This is a genomic window from Citrobacter sp. CK206, assembly GCF_030333125.1.
Lineage (GTDB): Bacteria > Pseudomonadota > Gammaproteobacteria > Enterobacterales > Enterobacteriaceae > Citrobacter_B > Citrobacter_B koseri.
The window spans coordinates 14,669-32,210 of the sequence record NZ_JAOWGM010000027.1; the positions used below are offsets into that span (position 1 = coordinate 14,669).

At 55.1% G+C, this 17,542-nt stretch carries 18 protein-coding genes; 5 read left to right on the forward strand and 13 right to left on the reverse strand.

The features are described 5' to 3' along the window. From nrdE to OGX81_RS12225, 4 genes are all read right to left on the reverse strand, one after another. Positions 1–2,145, reverse strand: coding sequence for a class 1b ribonucleoside-diphosphate reductase subunit alpha (gene nrdE, locus OGX81_RS12210; protein WP_104868281.1), 2,145 nt, complete (start codon positions 2,143–2,145; stop codon positions 1–3). Continuing rightward, positions 2,118–2,528: a class Ib ribonucleoside-diphosphate reductase assembly flavoprotein NrdI gene (nrdI, locus tag OGX81_RS12215; protein ID WP_012134787.1), complete on the reverse strand. Its 411-nt coding sequence runs from the start codon at positions 2,526–2,528 to the stop codon at positions 2,118–2,120. Before nrdI ends, nrdE begins: the two co-directional genes overlap by 28 nt. Continuing rightward, entirely contained in the window at positions 2,525–2,770 is a 246-nt protein-coding gene (gene nrdH, locus OGX81_RS12220) for a glutaredoxin-like protein NrdH (protein WP_024130882.1), read from the reverse strand. Before nrdH ends, nrdI begins: the two co-directional genes overlap by 4 nt. A 262-nt stretch (positions 2,771–3,032) precedes the next feature. Further along, positions 3,033–3,464: a carboxymuconolactone decarboxylase family protein gene (locus OGX81_RS12225; protein WP_104868282.1), complete on the reverse strand. Its 432-nt coding sequence runs from the start codon at positions 3,462–3,464 to the stop codon at positions 3,033–3,035. Between the two features lie 103 nt (positions 3,465–3,567). On the opposite strand from OGX81_RS12225, the gene pdxR reads away from it, so the two are divergent. Further along, complete coding sequence (gene pdxR / locus OGX81_RS12230; protein ID WP_104868283.1) at positions 3,568–4,920, forward strand: MocR-like pyridoxine biosynthesis transcription factor PdxR; 1,353 nt, start codon at positions 3,568–3,570, stop codon at positions 4,918–4,920. 33 nt (positions 4,921–4,953) lie between these two features. Here pdxR and OGX81_RS12235 read toward each other — a convergent pair whose 3' ends face one another. Further along, positions 4,954–5,280: an ElaB/YgaM/YqjD family protein gene (locus OGX81_RS12235; RefSeq protein ID WP_024130880.1), complete on the reverse strand. Its 327-nt coding sequence runs from the start codon at positions 5,278–5,280 to the stop codon at positions 4,954–4,956. Between the two features lie 162 nt (positions 5,281–5,442). On the opposite strand from OGX81_RS12235, the gene OGX81_RS12240 reads away from it, so the two are divergent. Continuing rightward, the gene (locus OGX81_RS12240; protein WP_012134782.1) at positions 5,443–5,799 is read left to right on the forward strand and encodes a DUF2002 family protein; all 357 of its coding nucleotides are present in this window, start codon (positions 5,443–5,445) and stop codon (positions 5,797–5,799) included. Positions 5,800–5,838: 39 nt separating this feature from the next. On the opposite strand, the gene alaE is transcribed toward OGX81_RS12240, so the two are convergent. Beyond that, positions 5,839–6,288 carry an L-alanine exporter AlaE gene (gene alaE / locus OGX81_RS12245; protein WP_024130879.1) on the reverse strand — a complete coding sequence of 150 codons (450 nt, stop codon included), beginning with the start codon at positions 6,286–6,288 and terminating at the stop codon, positions 5,839–5,841. Between the two features lie 508 nt (positions 6,289–6,796). Here alaE and stpA point away from each other — a divergent pair. After that, entirely contained in the window at positions 6,797–7,198 is a 402-nt protein-coding gene (stpA, locus tag OGX81_RS12250; protein ID WP_012134778.1) for a DNA-binding protein StpA, read from the forward strand. Between the two features lie 107 nt (positions 7,199–7,305). On the opposite strand, the gene OGX81_RS12255 is transcribed toward stpA, so the two are convergent. Then, on the reverse strand, positions 7,306–7,833 hold the full coding sequence (locus OGX81_RS12255; protein WP_047461756.1) for a rhodanese family protein: 528 nt from the start codon (positions 7,831–7,833) through the stop codon (positions 7,306–7,308). A 174-nt stretch (positions 7,834–8,007) separates the two neighbouring features. On the opposite strand from OGX81_RS12255, the gene lysM reads away from it, so the two are divergent. After that, positions 8,008–8,457 carry a peptidoglycan-binding protein LysM gene (lysM, locus tag OGX81_RS12260; protein WP_012134776.1) on the forward strand — a complete coding sequence of 150 codons (450 nt, stop codon included), beginning with the start codon at positions 8,008–8,010 and terminating at the stop codon, positions 8,455–8,457. 6 nt (positions 8,458–8,463) lie between these two features. On the opposite strand, the gene csiR is transcribed toward lysM, so the two are convergent. The 6 genes from csiR to glaH all read right to left on the reverse strand — a co-directional run bounded on the left by csiR (position 8,464) and on the right by glaH (position 15,796). Then, positions 8,464–9,156, reverse strand: coding sequence for a DNA-binding transcriptional regulator CsiR (gene csiR / locus OGX81_RS12265; protein ID WP_104868285.1), 693 nt, complete (start codon positions 9,154–9,156; stop codon positions 8,464–8,466). A gap of 56 nt (positions 9,157–9,212) precedes the next feature. Next, a complete protein-coding gene (gabP, locus tag OGX81_RS12270) occupies positions 9,213–10,613 on the reverse strand; it encodes a GABA permease (protein ID WP_024130878.1) in 1,401 nt (466 codons plus the stop codon). 129 nt (positions 10,614–10,742) lie between these two features. Then, the gene (gene gabT / locus OGX81_RS12275; protein ID WP_104868286.1) at positions 10,743–12,026 is read right to left on the reverse strand and encodes a 4-aminobutyrate--2-oxoglutarate transaminase; all 1,284 of its coding nucleotides are present in this window, start codon (positions 12,024–12,026) and stop codon (positions 10,743–10,745) included. 24 nt (positions 12,027–12,050) lie between these two features. After that, positions 12,051–13,499, reverse strand: coding sequence for an NADP-dependent succinate-semialdehyde dehydrogenase (gabD, locus tag OGX81_RS12280; protein WP_058667994.1), 1,449 nt, complete (start codon positions 13,497–13,499; stop codon positions 12,051–12,053). A gap of 23 nt (positions 13,500–13,522) precedes the next feature. Further along, positions 13,523–14,791, reverse strand: a complete 1,269-nt coding sequence (gene lhgD, locus OGX81_RS12285; RefSeq protein ID WP_012134771.1) for an L-2-hydroxyglutarate dehydrogenase — start codon at positions 14,789–14,791, stop codon at positions 13,523–13,525. Positions 14,792–14,818: 27 nt separating this feature from the next. Further along, positions 14,819–15,796 (reverse strand): glutarate dioxygenase GlaH, encoded by a 978-nt coding sequence (glaH, locus tag OGX81_RS12290; RefSeq protein ID WP_104868288.1) that lies wholly within the window; start codon positions 15,794–15,796, stop codon positions 14,819–14,821. Positions 15,797–16,050: 254 nt separating this feature from the next. Here glaH and OGX81_RS12295 point away from each other — a divergent pair, with 254 nt between their 5' ends. Then, positions 16,051–17,526 (forward strand): alpha/beta hydrolase, encoded by a 1,476-nt coding sequence (locus tag OGX81_RS12295; RefSeq protein ID WP_225622018.1) that lies wholly within the window; start codon positions 16,051–16,053, stop codon positions 17,524–17,526. The last annotated feature ends 16 nt before the right edge of the window (positions 17,527–17,542 follow it).

Consider the following 17,542-nt stretch of genomic DNA (forward strand, 5'->3'; position numbering starts at 1 on the left):
TTATAGCGCGCATGATACGCAGCCTTCTATTTCAGTACCTTCCAGCGCCAGCTGACGCAGACGGATGTAATACAGCGTTTTGATCCCTTTTCGCCACGCGTAAATCTGGGCTTTGTTGATATCGCGGGTTGTCGCGGTATCCGGGAAGAACAGCGTCAGCGACAGTCCCTGATCAACGTGGCGTGTGGCTTCGGCATAGGTATCAATGATTTTTTCCGGGCCGATTTCATAGGCGTCCTGGTACATGTCCAGGTTCTCATTGGTCATAAACGGGGCCGGGTAGTAAACGCGCCCGGTTTTTCCTTCTTTGCGGATCTCTATCTTCGACACGATCGGGTGAATGCTTGACGTCGCGTGGTTGATATAGGAAATGGAACCGGTCGGCGGCACCGCCTGTAAATTCTGGTTATAGATACCGTAGCGCATCACCTCATCCCGCAGCCGCGCCCACATTTCGCGGCCCGGAAGCATAATGCCGCTACGGGCAAAGAGCGCACGAACCGTGTCGGTTTTCGGCTGCCAGTCGCCCTGCAAATATTGTTCGAAATACTCGCCGCTGGCATAGCGCGATTGTTTGAATCCGGCGAAGGTTTTACCGCGTTCACGCGCCATCATCATTGAGGTATTCAGCGCGTGCCAGGTCACGGTGTAGAAATAGAGGTTGGTGAAATCCAGCGCCTCCGGGCTGCCGTAGGCAATGCCTTCTCGCGCCAGATAACCGTGCAGGTTCATCTGCCCCAGGCCAATCGCGTGTGACGCGGCGTTTCCGGCTTCAATTGACGGTACGCTGCGGATATGGCTCATATCCGACACCGCCGTCAGGCCGCGAATCGCCGTTTCCACCGTGCGGCCAAAATTCGGGGAGTCCATCGTATGGGCGATGTTCAGCGAACCGAGGTTGCAGGAGATATCATGCCCGACCTGCGCATAATCCAGATTTTCATCATAGGTGGAGGCGCTGTTGACCTGCAAAATCTCCGAGCACAGGTTGCTCATGTTGATGCGACCGGCAATCGGGTTTGCGCGGTTTACCGTATCCTCATACATGATGTAGGGATAGCCTGACTCAAACTGGATTTCCGCGAGCCGCTGGAAAAATTCGCGCGCGTTGATGTACTGCTTGCGTACGCGTTCGTCGGCGAGCAGCTCATCGTACCGTTCGCTAATGGCGATATCTCCGAACGGTTTGCCGTAAATGCGTTCGACATCGTAAGGCGAGAACAGCGCCATCTGCGCGTTTTCTTTCGCCAGACGGAACGTTACGTCCGGGATCACCACGCCCAGCGACAGCGTTTTAATACGGATTTTTTCATCGGCGTTTTCGCGTTTCGTGTCGAGAAAACGCAGGATATCCGGGTGGTGCGCATGCAGATACACGGCGCCCGCCCCCTGACGCGCCCCTAACTGATTAGCGTAAGAAAAGGCGTCTTCCAGCATCTTCATTACCGGGATCACGCCTGAGGACTGGTTCTCAATACGCTTGATCGGCGCGCCCGCTTCACGAAGATTCGAGAGCAAAAATGCCACGCCGCCGCCGCGCTTGGAAAGCTGTAGCGCCGAGTTAACCGCCCGACCAATGGACTCCATATTGTCTTCAATGCGTAACAGGAAGCAGGAGACCAGCTCGCCGCGCTGTTGTTTGCCGCAGTTTAAGAAGGTCGGCGTGGCCGGCTGAAAGCGCCCGGAGAGGATTTCATCGGTAAGCTGCATCGCCAGCGCTTCATTGCCCTGCGCCAGCGTCAGCGCCACCATTGTCACCCGGTCTTCAAAGTCTTCAAGGTAGCGTTTGCCGTCGAACGTTTTCAGCGTATAGCTGGTGTAATATTTCCACGCGCCAAGGAACGTCTGGAAGCGAAAACCGCTGGCGTGGGCGTGAGCAAACAGCTTCACCACGAAAGCGCGATCGTAGCGGGTTAAAACGCTTTCGTCGTAATAGCCTTCGCGAAGCAGATACTCCAGGCGCTCGTCCTGGCTGGCAAAGGAGACGGAATTGGGGCGGACATGGGTGGCAAAGAACACCTCCACCGCCTGCCGATCCTTGTCGAACTGAATATGGCCTGCTTTATCGTACAGATTCAGCATGGCATTCAGCGCGTGATAATCCATCGTTTCTTGCTTCACACGTTCTGCGGTTGTCGTTGCCAAAATTCGCTCACTCCTTTTCGGACGTTGTCGATGTCGCTTTGCGTTCCCATCAGTTCAAAGCGGTACAGCCAGGGGACGCCGCATTTTTGTGAAATGACCTCGCCAGCGCGACCGTAAGCCTCGCCAAAGTTACGGTTGCCGGAGGCGATCACGCCGCGAATTAACGCCCGGTTATGTTCATCATTTAAAAAGCGGATCACCTGTCGTGGAACCGCGCCTGCCGTACCGCCGCCGCCGTAAGAGGGGACGACCAGAATGTAAGGTTCGTCTACCCTGATTCGCTCGCGTTCATTAAGCGGAATGCGAATAGCGGGCAGCCCCAGACGCTGCATAAAGCGGTGCGTATTTTCGGAGCTGCTGGAAAAGTAGACGAGTTGGCTCATGCGCTGGCCACGCGCGCATCAGGATGCAGACGGTTGATCATATCCGGGCGGAAGCCTGACCAACTGGTATCGCCCGCGATGACCACCGGCAGCTGGCGAAAACCTTTTTCCCGCAGGGTGTCTGCCGCGTCGGGAACCAGATCGACGTTCACCATCTCAAAGTCAAATCCACGGCTTTCCATCGCCCGTTTGGTGGCGTGGCACTGAACACAGTCGTTACGAGTGTAAATAGTAATGCGCATGATTCGTATTTCCATTTAAAATGAGAGAACGGCGCGATGATATGCGTCGGGTTGTGTGTGTCTTGATAGAGGGAATACTAGATGTAGATGAATAAAGTTTCAACCACACAAGATATGGGAAATATCGATTAATTTGCTTCTGCTGATTAGCTCAGCGGGAATGGGGGGGTATGGTTAAACGTCGCCCGATGGTGCTTACGCTAATCGGGCCTACGGTGTAGGCCGGATAAGGCGTTTACGCCGCCATCCGGCAATAGCGGGTTTACATCCGCATCCCAACAGCCAGACGGTTGAAGCAGTTCATCAGACTGATAGCAAAAGTCAGATCGCTGATTTCACGGGCGCTGAAACTTTCGAGTAGCGGCAGATACGCGTCATCTTCGGCATGCGTTCTTGCGATATCCGTGACGGATTCCGCCCAGGCCAGCGCCGCACGCTCCTGTTCGTTGAAGTGATGGCTTACCCGCCACCCGGCCAGTGCATCCAGTTTGCTTTGCGCCACGCCGGATTTACGCAGGGCTTTGCTGTGCATCTCCAGACAAAATGCGCAACCGTTGATCTGTGAGATACGCAGATAAATCAGTTCCATCAGCGTGGTGTCCAGCGCGCTGTTTTCCAACGCTTTTTTGGCCTGGCCCAGCGCACTATAGACTTCAGGGCTAAGTTCATAATAGGGCTGACGTAATGTCGTCATCATACTTCTCCTCGTTTAGACGTCAGCAATGTAGCACTATAATGGACTGCTAAAGAGAGCCATATTTTTATGAAAAAAGCAGACCATAAAGGATCGTTCACCTGTGCCACGCTACCAGCAAATCGCCCGTCAGTTAAAAAACGCCATTGAGCAAGGCGAACTCAAGGCCGGGGCGCGTTTGCCGTCCAGCCGGACATGGTCGCAAGAGTTAGGCGTTTCACGCTCGACGGTTGAAAACGCGTACGGCGAGCTGGTGGCGCAAGGCTGGCTGGAGCGGCGCGGGCAGGCCGGTACGTTTGTCAGCGGGCATGTACGTCCAGAAAAAACGGTCGCTACGCCTGCCGTTTTCGCCGGAGAAAGCCAGACGCCCGATCCATTTCAAATGGGATTGCCTGCGCTGGATCTTTTCCCGCGTGAGATTTGGGCGCGGGTGATGGGGCGTCGCCTGCGTACGCAGACCCGTTTTGATCTCGCGTTGGGCGACGTCTGCGGCGAAGCGGTTTTGCGCGAGGCCATTGTCGATTATCTGCGGGTGTCGCGCAGTATTGAATGCCTGCCGGAACAGGTGTTTATCACTTCCGGCTATGCGTCCTCAATGACCCTTATCCTGCGCGCGCTGGCGAAACCAGGAGAAGGCATGTGGGTTGAAGATCCCGGGTTTCCCCTTATTCGCCCGGTGATTGCCCAGGAAAATATCGGGCTGATGCCGGTTCCGGTCGATGATCATGGACTGAATGTGGCGGCAGGCATTCACGATTACCCGCAGGCGCGTTTTGTGTTGTTAACGCCGGCCCACCAAAGCCCGCTCGGCGTGGCGCTCTCTTTAACCCGTCGCCGCCAGTTACTTGAATGGGCGGCGAGCGCGCAGGCATGGATTATCGAAGATGATTATGACAGTGAATTTCGTTACCACGGCAAGCCGCTTCCGCCGCTGAAAAGCCTCGATGCGCCGCAGCGGGTGATCTATGCCGGAACGTTCAGCAAGTCGCTGTTTCCGGCGCTGCGTACCGCATGGCTGGTGGTTCCGCTTAATCAGGTGGCGCGTTTTCGTCAACTGGCGGGGCTGATGGCCTGTAGCGTGCCGGTGCTGTGGCAGCAGACGCTGGCGGATTTTATCCGCGATGGTCATTTCTGGCGGCATTTGAAAAAGATGCGCCAGCATTACGCCAGGCGACGGCTTTGGATGGAAGAAGCGCTGCGTGAGCAGGGATTCGCCGTTGTCCCGCAGGAAGGCGGCATTCAGCTGGTTGTTGCGGTGGATGCTGATGACCGGTTGCTGACGGCGAAAGCCAATCAGGCCGGATTAGCGGTGCAGGCATTGAGCCGCTGGCGGCTTCAGTCAGAAGGAAGGGGAGGACTGCTGCTGTCGTTTACCAACATCACTTCAGCGGAAATGGCAAAACAGGTCGCACGTCAGCTTCGGGAAGCCATAACCGACACGCCGTCGGCCGGATAAGACGCTCTGCGTCGCATCCGGCAAGATTCCCCGTTAACGGCGTAAACTTAACAGCGCCCCGACAACAATGCCGACAGCGGCGGCTGTCCCCATGCTGCACCAGGGTTTTTCTCGCACAAAGGTATCCGCGCATCCTACGGCATCACGCGCCGCCTGTTCTACTCGCGTGCGGCCATGCATACGGGCACGGGTTTCTTTCAGCAATGCCTGCGCTTTGCGCCGCGCGGTTTCCGCTTCATCTTTGGCATCACTTCCCCATGATTTCAGCACGTCTTCAAGGGTATCGGCTAATTGACTGACATCGTTCTGAATATCCTGAACATTTTCATCGGCGTCTTTTCGGCTCGGTCGGTTAAACATATGATCCTCCATTGATTTCGATGTGAACTTCAGTGTAGTCCATATTTTTTATCTTCTGAGGCGCGTCACGGTATATTCGCGAGTTTATGGATTTTTCTGAAAGCGTTGCTAATGCTGGATCGGGTAAGGTAAGCCCGCAGTAAAGGATAACGAGGATAAAATATGTATTTACGACCCGATGAGGTGGCGCGCGTACTTGAAAAAGTGGGTTTTACCGTAGATGTGGTAACACAGAAAGCATACGGTTATCGACGTGGCGAAAATTATGTGTACGTTAATCGTGAAGCGCGTATGGGGCGTACCGCATTAGTGATTCATCCGACGCTAAAAGAACGCAGTTCTTCACTGGCTGAACCCGCTTCGGAAATTAAAACCTGCGATCATTATCATCAGTTCCCGCTTTATTTAGGCGGAGAAATTCACGAACATTACGGCATACCGCACGGCTTTAGTTCACGGATTGCGCTTGAGCGCTATTTGCATGGACTGTTTGGCGAAGCAAAACCAAATTCAAACTAATGAAGCGACTGGCCTTGCCAGTCGCGAAGAAAGCGGGTCTCAGGCTTTGGCCTGGTGGTAGCTGCTGACTTTGAACAGGCGGCGGCAATAATCAAGGAAGTAGCCGTAAACCGCGCCCATCAGCATGGATATCACGATATTCGAACTGACTGCCGCTGTAATCTGGTGCCAGTCTGCGCCGACCGTCAACAAAATTGCGACATAAACCGGAGACTGGAAGGTGACGTAAGCCAGTACATCCGCCAGATTCTTCACCCAACTCGCCGGGCTCGCCTTACGCGCGACGCGCATAATTGCATCACGATACATTCCATAGGGCCACGCGATCAGAATATTGACCGGAATGGCGACCAGACGGGAAGACAGCGACTGTTCAAAAGTCATTCCAGAGAGGAATATCTCGATCAACATGTTCACGACAGAACAATAAACAACCATCGCGAACGTGTCTGCGACTGCATGACGCAAGCGTGACTGCGGTGAGAACATGTTAATGCTCCTTGTAAAAGGGTAAAAATCGCCATTGAACGTGTGGTTGTAGTGATTTAGCGTAGTGCTTTCGCTAATGCATAGCGTATATCTCTATATAATAACTATCAACTAGTGTAAAATTTTTATTTATTGCCTTTTTGTCGATAAAATACTCTGCCGGTGTCTGTTTTTTGTTCGTTTCGGGATTTTCGTTGTCCGCCGTGACTAATGTTTTCCAAATCAATGGTTTAACTTTTATTGTTTTTTTCGGCGTTTTGCGCAAGCGAGGCGGGAGCGAAAGGGCATCGACGGCTGCTGCTGTGTACGCCGGGGAGGGGCCGCTTTTTTAATTTCGCAGGCGTGCGTTATTCTGGCTGATATATAACGGCGAAGGCGAATAAATATAAGCGGCGGTGTGCAGGCCGGATATTACTGTATATCCCACTCTCTGGAAATATAATCAATAATCGAATATACTTTCTGGCGTAATACTTGTTTTCCCCTGCGTTAAAAGGTTTTTATTGTTATGACTTTGATGTTACAGAATTTAAATAATATCCGTACACTGCGCGCAATGGCCCGCGAATTCTCCATTGACGTTCTTGAAGAAATGCTCGAAAAATTCAGGGTTGTCACTAAAGAAAGACGCGAAGAAGAAGAAGAGCAACAGCGTCTGCGCGCTGAACAGCAAGAGAAAATTAATACCTTTCTGGAGATGATGAAAGCCGACGGCATCAATCCAGAAGATTTATTAAATATGGGGGCGGCAACGCCGCGTTCAGGTAAAAAACGTCAGCCGCGCCCGGCGAAATATCGTTTTACCGATTTTGATGGTGAGACGAAAACATGGACTGGTCAGGGGCGTACGCCTAAGCCGATTGCCCAGGCGCTGGCGGCGGGGAAATCTCTGGATGATTTTCTGATCTAATTTCGCGGTATTTTGCCGGATGAGACGGTGCTTATCCGGCTGATATCAACCTGGTCAGTACAAACCACCCGGCCCGCCGGGGACTGCGGCGATTCTGGCGCTACCGCTTAATGCGTTCGCCGGTTCCAGGGCATCTTTTCGAGCAGTCGCGCCATGCCGCAGAAACCCGTGAATCCCGCTAGCATTAACCCGGCGCCAACAAAGCCGCTGATCAGGAAGAAACCGCTACTGACGGTGTAACCCAGCGCAACGCCCAGTAAAACCAGTCCTCCGGCGGCAATTTGCACCTGACGCATCAGCGGCAGCGGCTGAGACTTATCTTCCGCCACGGGCAGGCCCGCAGCTTTCCAGCCTTCGATTCCCCCCTCCAGCAGCCAGACTTCTGCGGGGGCGGCGACCGCCTGGAGCGTTGCGGCATTGCCGCTGGTACGCCTGCCTGACTGACAGTGAAAGATGATGCGTTCAGCCCGTAACGCCGCCGGAAAAGCGCCGTGCTCAAGCGTGGAGAGCGGCGCCAGCTGCGCGTCGGGAATATGTTCGCGCAGGTATTCATCGGCGTCACGGATATCAATCAGCGTTGCCCCTTGTGCTATCAGCGCCTGTGCTTCGCGCGGGGAAATCGTCCCGGTTGTCATGGTTTCTCCTGGTGGACAATACGGTGTATTTAGCAGCGTAAATCAGCTTCCTGGCAGCGTAAAGGGTGTAAATGCGGAATGTCTTGTTCGCCTTACAGTTTGCGCCAGCAATATGTCATGCCGCTTCCCTCTGCTACACTCTCTGGGTGTCTATTGTGTACAACCGAGGTAAATATGGGTCTCTTCAATTTTGTGAAAGATGCGGGCGAAAAGCTCTGGGATGCCGTAACCGGAAATCATGATAAAGATGATCTGGCGAAAAAGGTGCAGGAACACTTAAACAAAACCGGTATTCCTGACGCCGATAAAGTCAATGTGCAGGTGACGGACGGTAAAGCGACGGTAACGGGCGACGGTTTAAGTCAGGAAGCGAAAGAAAAAATCCTCATTGCGATCGGGAATATTTCCGGGATCGGCAGTGTGGAAGATCAGGTTAAAACGTCAGCGCCTGCGGCGGAGAGTCAATTTTATACGGTGAAATCAGGCGACACGTTGAGCGCTATTTCAAAACAGGTTTACGGTAATGCCAACCTGTACAACAAAATCTTTGAAGCGAATAAGCCGATGCTGAAAAGCCCGGATAAAATATATCCCGGGCAGGTTTTACGTATCCCGGAAGAGTAACCGGACTCAGCTCTGTTCCTGCTGAAGTTTACCGACCATCGCCTGTTGAATAATCGGAATTGGCGTCAGTAAATGCTGGCGCATTAATTCGCTGGCGCGTGCGGCATCGCGCGCCAGAATAGCCTCCATAAGCGCCCGATGCTGAATATGTTTATCTTCGAGCATTTCAACGGACAGAACCGTTTTGCGCAGCCAGATAAAACGGTAGCGTGCCGCCAGATCGAAAAGTCGCTCGCGCATTTGCAGCAGATAATGTGAGCCGCAACCGGCAACAATGGCCGTATGAAATGCCTGATGGCGCTGATCCCACTCATCCAGCATACGTTCGCTGGCATCGCTCGATTCCAGTTTGTTGAGCATATGCGCCCTGGCGAGAATATCGGCTTCCCACTCATCGCCGCCACGCGCAATAGCCAGTTGCACCAGCATGGCTTCCATATTGGCGCGGGCATCGAAAATATCGAGCAGTTCCTGCTCCGACATCGACGCCACGCGATAGCCTTTTTGGTTCACCACCGTGACCAGCCGTTCCGCCACCAGTTGAGAAAGCGCCTCCCGCAACGGCCCCACGCCTAACTCATAGCGTGATGTTAACAGACTCATGCGCAGCTTCTCATCGGGCTGATAAACGCCGCGAATAATATCGTTTTTGAGCCATCGGTATCCATCTATGGCCGTCGGTTGGGCAGAGGCGGTCATGGTACAACTCCTGAATAGCATTGGGCTGATATCCCGGCGCGCGCCGGGACACAGGTCTAACGCGTATTTTGCAACGGCGTTTTTTGCCACAATACCAGTTTTTTCCAGCGGGACATAATCGGCACGGTACAAATGATCCCCAGTCCTAACAGCCCGGTAGAAATCACCTCCAGCTGTTGCGCCGGTCGGAATAGCATCACCACCAGCACAAAGCAGATAAAAGCGATAACCAGCCAGGTCAGCCACGGATAGAGCCACATTTTCAGCTTAATTTCACTCCCTTCCGCCAGCAGGATTTTCCGCATTCTGAGCTGGGAAACCGCAATCACCAGGTAGACGAGCAGGGCGATCGCGCCGGAGCTGTCGATCAGGAATTTAAACACTTTCGCCGGGGCGTAATAATTTACCACCACCGTGAGAAATGCCGCCCCCGTGGATAACAGCACCGCCACATACGGCGTCCTGCTGCGGTTGAGTTTGCCCATAACGGCGGGCGCATCGCCACGACGGCTGAGGGAGTAGAGCATTCTCGACGCCGTATACAGCGCGGAATTCAGGCAACTGGTGACTGACAATAAAATCACGCAGTCCATGATCGCTTTGGCATAAGGAATATTCAGCAATTCCAGTACCGAACGGTAGGAACCAACGTCTTTGAGTCCCGGCATGTTCCACGGGATGAGCGCGACCACCACGAAAATAGAGCACAGGTAGAAGATTGAAATACGCCAGATCACCGAGTTGGTGGCGCGCACGATATGCTTATCCGGCGTGTCGGACTCGGCGGCGGCAATCGTGACAATCTCTGCGCCCATAAATGAGAACATGGTGATCAGCATCGCGCTCAGTACCGCGCCGAAGCCATTGGGCATAAAGCCGCCGTGATCCCACAGGCGTGAAACGCCGCTCACGTCTGCGTAGGGATAAAAGCCGCTAATTGCCGCCGCGCCCAGCGCGATAAACGCCAGAATGGCAATCACTTTGCACAGCGCCAGCCAGAATTCGAACTCGCCGTAATTTTTGACGCTCAGCAAATTACTGCCGGTTAATGCGATGGTGATCGCCAGAGAGAACAGCCAGATGGGGACGCCCGGTATCCATGAATGCAGGATGATGGCGGCAATATTGGCCTCCAGCGGGATAACCAGCACCCAGAACCACCAGTACAGCCAGCCGATGGTGTAGCCCGCCCAGGGGCCGATGGCTTTATCCGCATAAGTTGAGAAAGAGCCGGTATCCGGCGTGGCGACGGCCATTTCGGCCAGCATTCGCATAATCATAACGACCAGCAACCCGGCAAACAGGTAAGCCAGCAGTACCGCAGGCCCGGCTTGCGCAATCGCGACGCTGGAACCGACAAACAGACTGGCGCCAATGACGCCGGCGATAGACAGCATGGTGACGTGGCGGGATTTCAGTCCGCCACCTAAAGCATGTGATTCTGACAATTGCCCCATCTTCTTACCCCGTTATTGTTATTGAAGCTGTTGGCTGCTCTTGATGCGTAGGCCCGGTAAGCGGAGCGCCACCGGGCATCACAACATTGCCGGATGGCAGCGCAAGCGCCTTATCCGGCCTACAACGACCTAACCTTGCTTCGCCTCATCAAAACACTGGGCGATGATGTCCAGCCCTTGCTGAATTTGCGCTTCTTCGATAGTCAGCGGCACCAGAATGCGCAGCACGTTGTAGTACGGCCCGCAGGAGAGCAGGATCAGCCCTTTATCACGGGCGCGGGCGACGATGTCGGCGGTCAGCTTCGCGTCCGGTTTGCTGCGATCGCCATTTTCAAACAGCTCAATGGCGATCATCGCTCCCGGGCCGCGCACGTCGCCAATCTCGCGGTGCGTTTCAGCAATATTCAGCAGCCCTTTACGCAGGGCTTGCCCCAGGTCTTTGGCTTTTTGCAGCAGGTTTTCCTGCTCGAAAATGTTCAGTACCGCCAGCGCGGCGGCGCAGGCGAGAGGATTACCGGCGTAGGTGCCGCCCAGACCGCCAGGCGGGATGGCGTCCATCACATCGGCGCGACCGGTTACTCCCGCCAGCGGAAAGCCGCCGGCAATCGATTTGGCGAAGGTGGTGAGGTCCGGGGCGACGCCCGTCTGCTCCATCGCGAAAAGCGTACCGGTACGCCCCGCGCCGCTTTGCACTTCATCGGCAATGAGCATGATCCCGTGTTCGTCGCAGAGTGCGCGCAGACGCTGCATAAAAGCGGGCGAGGCTGCATAAAAACCGCCTTCTCCCTGTACCGGTTCTATGATGATGGCGGCAATATCTTCCGGCGCGGCATCGTTTTTAAAGATGCGCTGGATGCTGGCAATCGCGTCATCATCACTGATGCCGTGCAGGGCGCAAGGGTAGAGCGCGCGGTAAACGTGGCCTGGCATCAGCCCCATTCCGGCAGAGTAGGGATTGACTTTTCCGGTCAGCGACAGGGTGTAGTGGGTACGGCCATGATAGGCACCGCTAAAAGCGATGGCGCCGCTACGCTTTGTCGCCGCACGGGCGATTTTCACCGCGTTTTCCACCGCTTCGGAACCGGTAGTCACCAGCAGGGTTTTCTTCGCGAAATCGCCCGGCACCTTCTGGTTCATGAGTTCGCACAGCTCCAGATACGGTTCGTAGGCGAGCACCTGAAAACAGGTATGCGACAGCTTTTTCAGTTGTGCTTCGACCGCCGAGACGATCTCCGGGTGCAGATGCCCGGTATTCAACACCGCAATACCGCCTGCAAAATCGAGATACTCGCGGCCTTCCACATCCCAGACCCGGCAGTTTTCCGCGCGATCGGCAAAAATAGGGTGGATCTGTCCTACGCCGCAAGGAACGGCGTTACTGCGGCGATGCATTAATTCTTTATTGCTGCTCATCAGGTGTTCTCCAGTATTGTTTTTTTAAAGACCGATACACATGTATTTGATTTCTAAATAATCTTCGATGCCGTACTTAGAACCTTCGCGGCCAAGACCGGAGGCTTTAATCCCGCCGAATGGCGCGACTTCGTTGGAGATAATGCCGGTGTTGATGCCGACAATGCCGTACTCCAGCGCTTCGCCGACGCGAAACACGCGGCTTAAATCGCGGGCGTAGAAATAGGCCGCCAGACCGAACTCGGTATCGTTCGCCTGCGCGATCGCGTCCGCTTCATCTTTAAAGCGGAATAGCGGGGCGAGGGGGCCGAACGTCTCTTCTTTAGCCACTTTCGCGTTATTGGGGACGTCCACCAGGATGGTGGGCTGGAAGAAGTTGCCGCCGAGCGCATGCGCCTTACCGCCGCAGAGCACTTTTGCGCCTTTCTCCAGCGCGTCGGCGATGTGCTCCTGCACTTTGGCTACCGCTTTTTCGTCAATCAGTGGCCCGGTGGTGACGTCCGCTTGCAGGCCATCGCCGAGATGCAGCTTGCTCACCGCCTGCTGGAGTTTTTCCGCAAAGCGGTCATACACGCCGTCCTGTACATACAGGCGGTTAGCGCAGACGCAGGTCTGCCCGGCATTGCGAAACTTAGAGGCCAGCGCGCCTTCTACGGCGTTATCCAGATCGGCGTCATCAAAGACGATGAACGGCGCGTTGCCGCCCAGCTCCAGCGACACCTTTTTGATGTCTTTCGCACACTGTTCCATCAGCTGACGGCCAATTTCGGTTGAGCCGGTAAACGACAGTTTGCGCACCAGCGGGTTGCTGGTCAGTTCATTGCCGACCGCTCCCGCAGAACCGGTGATGACGTTAAAGACGCCTGCGGGAACCCCGGCGCGGTTCGCCAGTTCAGCCAGCGCCAGGGCGGAAAACGGCGTCTGGCTGGCGGGTTTCAGAACCATCGTACAACCGGCCGCTAGCGCCGGGCCGGCTTTGCGGGTAATCATCGCCGAGGGGAAATTCCACGGCGTGATGGCGGCGGTAACGCCAATCGGCTGCTTGATAACGATCAGGCGCTTATCGGCCTGGTGGCCTGGAATCGTGTCGCCATAGATGCGCTTACCTTCTTCGGCAAACCATTCAATAAAAGAGGCGGCATAGCTGATTTCTCCTTTTGCTTCCGCCAGCGGCTTCCCCTGTTCCAGCGTCATCAGACGGGCGAGATCGTCCTGGTGCTCCATCATCAAATTGAACCAGCGACGCAGAATATTCGCCCGCGCTTTGGCGGTGAGCGCGCGCCAGGCGGGCAGCGCGCGGTTAGCGGCGTCAATGGCTTCGCGGGTCTCTTCTGCCCCCATTTTCGGTACGCTGCCTAACGGCTGGCCGTTCGCTGGGTTGGTTACGGCGATTGTGTCGCCGCTTCTGGCGTCGCGCCATTGCCCCTCAATAAACGCCTGCTGGCGGAACAAGGTGGGATCGTTAAGTTGCATGATTGCTTCCTGTCTTAAAAGGGTTAACGGGTGAATGCGGCGTTTAATGAGTCCACGCGACGCGCCGCACGTAGCGTGCGTCCGGGATGACTCTGGCTTGCCAGCAGCGTCTGCACTTTGCTGACGATATGCGCCCCGATGGGAATGGCTGATGTGGCCGCCGGAGAGGGCGCATTGCAGGTGTGAATGGATCGTGGCGTGGTAACAAACAGGAAATCGTCGATCAGCTTGCCATCCGGCGACACCGCCTGCGCCCGCACGCCAGCAGGCCACGGCTGCAAATCTTTTAAGGTCAGGCTGGGGCAATATTTTTGCACCAGCCGCAGATAGCCGCTTTTGCACAGTGAGTTCTTCATCTCGCCAAGCCCTGAGCGCAGATTGTTTTGCAGCACGCGGCGGATGCCGGACGAACCGAAAATTTCCAGCGTATCGGATAATGAAAAATCGCCTTTCCGATAGCCTTCTCGTTTAAAAGCCAGCACGGCGTTAGGCCCGACGGTAACGCTGCCGTCGATCATCCGGGTGAGGTGGACGCCCAAAAACGGCATTGCCGGATCGGGAATGGGATAGATCAAATGGTTAACGATTTGATTATGCTGCGACGCCAGGCGGAAATATTCGCCACGGAACGGGCAGATGATAAAACCGGGATCGACCCCCAGCATTTTAACCAGCCGGTCGGCCATCAGCCCGGAACAGCTAATCAGGGTTGAGGCTTCGTATATCTGCCCGCCCCGGGTTGTGATCACCACGCCCGCCGCATGTTCCTTCAGCGCGCTGACCTCCGCGTTGTAGACAATCTCACCGCCTTTGGCCTGGAATATTTTTGCCATCGCCGCCGTCACGTCCCGGTAGCTGACAATCCCGCTGGAGGGGACAAAAATCCCGCCCAGACCAGTGATGTTCGGCTCCCGCTCCCGCAGTTCCGCCGCGCTTAACCACTCGCGTTCCAGGCCGTTTGCCGCCGTGCGATCCCACAGCGCCCGCATCCGCGCCATTTCCAGTTCGGATGTCGCCACCAGCATTTTTCCGCAGGTGTCGTAGCGAATGCCGTTTTGATCGCAAAAGGCTTTGGTGGCGCGATTTCCGGCGAGGCAAAACTGCGCTTTGAGGCTACCGGGAGTGTAGTAGACCCCGGCATGGATCACGCCGCTGTTGTGACCCGTCTGATGACAGGCCGGTTCGGACTCTTTTTCCAGCAGGGCGATGCTGGCGTCTGGATACACATCAATAAGCTGCATGGCGGTCGACATGCCGATAATGCCGCCGCCAATAATTACAAAATCATACATCCGCTCAATTCCTTCGTCTGACCGCGCTTATTGATGAGTCTGGTAGCAATGGGTGGAATAAGCGAAATAACCACGCTGGCGCATCAGTTCACGGCGCAGATCCGGGTGTGGCGTAAAACGATCGCGCCCGTGCAGCCAGAACAGGTTGTTAATCAACAGGAATTTACCGACCGGCACCGGAACAGAGAGGATGTTTTTGCTGGTTTCCAGCGCATCGGAGAGATCGCTGAGCCAGACGCCCTCTTCAAAATCTTTTGGCTGGACGAACTGGTCGATATAGCGCATGACCGGGCGCCCCTGCTGGTCAACGTCAAATACCGGATGATAAACATCGTGGCTGACGTTTTTGCTCGGCGGCGCGGCAAAACGCATGGAGCGACGCGCCAGCGGGTGGCTGAAAAAGCGCTCCAGATGCTCCCAGTCATCGAGGTGTAGTAACAGTGAGTTTCCGCCCGCCATATTTTGTTCGTCGATTTTCATCATCAGCACGTAGTCGGTAACTTCCTCAACGTAGGTGCCGTCGTTATGCAGCTCCATCACGCGGTGCGGTTGTCGCAGGTAGCTGTCTGAATTATCGACGTTCTTCACCACAAAGCGCGCGTAGTACTGGCCGCTCATCGCATCGTAATTAGAGCGCCCGATAAGGTGCGCCACCGCCGTCGCCAGCTTGACCATCTCGTCAGCCTGTTCTACGTTGTCGATCCCTTCGGCGTTGATCAGCAGTGCGCCTTCGGCGCGATCCAGCAGCGTTTTAATAAGCAGCGGCTGTAGCTGGTTGCCACATAAGGCGTCGAGGATCTGACCGACCTTAAAACGTAAAAAGGATTTGTATTCCAGCGCCTGTACCGGCCACTGTTCCACCTGCTGCAAAAATTGCGCCGTCGTTTTTGCGCTAAAGGTCAGTTCCAGCAGACGCGGCGACTGTACGGAAGGGGCGAAGGAAAATCCGGCGTCGCTGCGGGTGACACTATCAGCATTTGTTTTTACGGCGGTCAGTGCATTCATCAGAATCGATCCTCTCAGTAAATGGTCAGGGAGACATGGCGATGCTCATTTCGTAGCCATAAACTAAAAATATCTACATTTTTGATAAACACATACAAAACTGACGATTTGTTTAATTTTTGTGATCAAAAACAACAAATATTTAACATTATAAATATCAGGGATTAAGAAATGAGACAGGATTTACATCCGCAGCCTAAACTGATTCTGTTTGTGAAATAGCAGACGAGCGGGAGACAGGGATTAAGCCATTGATAAAAAATCTATTCCGACGCCTTAAATGGATGAGTACCGGACTGGCATCGCTCATCAGGCATGTGGCGTTGACGCTGCTTGTGGTCCTGATCGTTTTTCTTGGCGTGCGGGTTTACCAGACAGAAAGCGGGCCCGATCTTCATCTCTGGCATACCTGGACCGGTAGCGAAATGTCTGCCAACGCGCTGGATAAGGCCACTTTTTCGCAGTACCTGGCGCGGGAAGAGGCGCTGTTTAGCCATCTGAAAACCGGGGTGACGGATAAGCTGAAGCCGGATGAGCAGACGCCCATCAACCGTTTTTACCATAACAGCCGGGTCTGGCCGCCGCAGTTTTCGCCCAACGGCAATCGCTCGTACGTACTCATGCCGCAGGGTAAACCGCGTGGCGTCGCCGTGTTACTGCATGGCTTAACGGATTCGCCCTACAGCATGAAATACGTTGCTAAGGATTATCAGCAGCGTGGCTTTATCGCCGTTGTGCCGCGTCTGCCTGGGCACGGCACTGCGCCCGGTGCGTTAACGGCGGTGGAGTGGGAACAGTGGCTTGCCGCCTCGCGGCTGGCGGTTCGGGAAGCGACGCGGCTTGCGGGGCGAGATGTGCCATTGCATCTGGTGGGCTACTCAAACGGCGGGGCGCTGGCGCTCAAGTACACGCTGGACGCGCTGGAAGACAACACGTTGCGGCGTCCTCAGCAGCTTATCCTGCTGTCGCCGATGATCGGCGTGACGGCATTCGCCCGTTTTGCCGGACTGGCGGGTTTACCTGCGCTCTTTCCAGCGTTTGCCAAAGCGGCGTGGTTGAACGTCACGCCAGAATATAATCCGTTCAAATATAACTCGTTTCCGGTTAACGCCGCGCGTCAGTCTTATCTGCTGACAAAAGCATTACAACAGCAGATTTCGCGGGATGCGCGAAGCTCCCGCCTTAACGAACTGCCGCCGGTGTTGACCTTCCAGTCAATTATGGATTCCACGGTGAGCACCCGTGCAGTGGTGGATTCGTTTTATCGTTATCTTGGCAATAACGGCAGTGAGCTGGTGTTGTTCGATATCAATCAGGCCGCCAGTCTGCGTCCGCTGTTGCGCACCTCATCGTATACCGCCATTACTCAGTTGTTACCGCCTGCGCCGCGCAACTATCGCACGACAATTATCACGAATGCGACGCCGGAAACGCTGAATGTCGTGGCGCGCGATACCCCGGCCGGGGAGCATGTGGAGCAGGTTCAGCCGTTACCGTTGGCCTGGCCGCAGGAGATGTATTCGCTGTCGCATGTGGCGGTGCCGTTTCCGCTCAGCGATTCGCTGTATGGTCTGCAACCGGACGAACTGAACCGCTATGGAATCAGTATCGGGACTATCGCGCTGCGCGGGGAAACGTCCACGCTGGCGGTGGGGCTGGATACGCTGATGCGCGTGACGTCGAATCCTTTCTTCCCGTATATGCTACAGCGGATTGAGGCGCGACAGTGATGATTGCCGGATGGCG

Bases quoted from the DNA above. Each gene is read 5' to 3' on its own strand.
- OGX81_RS12255 (WP_047461756.1), bottom strand. From the start codon at position 7,833: ATGACAACCGGGACGATTTCCCCGCGCGAAGCACAGGCGCTGATAGCA.
- gabP (WP_024130878.1), bottom strand. From the start codon at position 10,613: ATGGGGCAATTGTCAGAATCACATGCTTTAGGTGGCGGACTGAAATCC.
- gabT (WP_104868286.1), bottom strand. From the start codon at position 12,026: ATGAGCAGCAATAAAGAATTAATGCATCGCCGCAGTAACGCCGTTCCT.
- nrdH (WP_024130882.1), bottom strand. From the start codon at position 2,770: ATGCGCATTACTATTTACACTCGTAACGACTGTGTTCAGTGCCACGCC.
- nrdI (WP_012134787.1), bottom strand. From the start codon at position 2,528: ATGAGCCAACTCGTCTACTTTTCCAGCAGCTCCGAAAATACGCACCGC.
- gabD (WP_058667994.1), bottom strand. From the start codon at position 13,499: ATGCAACTTAACGATCCCACCTTGTTCCGCCAGCAGGCGTTTATTGAG.
- OGX81_RS12225 (WP_104868282.1), bottom strand. From the start codon at position 3,464: ATGACGACATTACGTCAGCCCTATTATGAACTTAGCCCTGAAGTCTAT.
- lhgD (WP_012134771.1), bottom strand. From the start codon at position 14,791: ATGTATGATTTTGTAATTATTGGCGGCGGCATTATCGGCATGTCGACC.
- stpA (WP_012134778.1), top strand. From the start codon at position 6,797: ATGACTTTGATGTTACAGAATTTAAATAATATCCGTACACTGCGCGCA.
- alaE (WP_024130879.1), bottom strand. From the start codon at position 6,288: ATGTTCTCACCGCAGTCACGCTTGCGTCATGCAGTCGCAGACACGTTC.
- OGX81_RS12240 (WP_012134782.1), top strand. From the start codon at position 5,443: ATGTATTTACGACCCGATGAGGTGGCGCGCGTACTTGAAAAAGTGGGT.
- OGX81_RS12235 (WP_024130880.1), bottom strand. From the start codon at position 5,280: ATGTTTAACCGACCGAGCCGAAAAGACGCCGATGAAAATGTTCAGGAT.
- csiR (WP_104868285.1), bottom strand. From the start codon at position 9,156: ATGACCGCCTCTGCCCAACCGACGGCCATAGATGGATACCGATGGCTC.
- glaH (WP_104868288.1), bottom strand. From the start codon at position 15,796: ATGAATGCACTGACCGCCGTAAAAACAAATGCTGATAGTGTCACCCGC.
- lysM (WP_012134776.1), top strand. From the start codon at position 8,008: ATGGGTCTCTTCAATTTTGTGAAAGATGCGGGCGAAAAGCTCTGGGAT.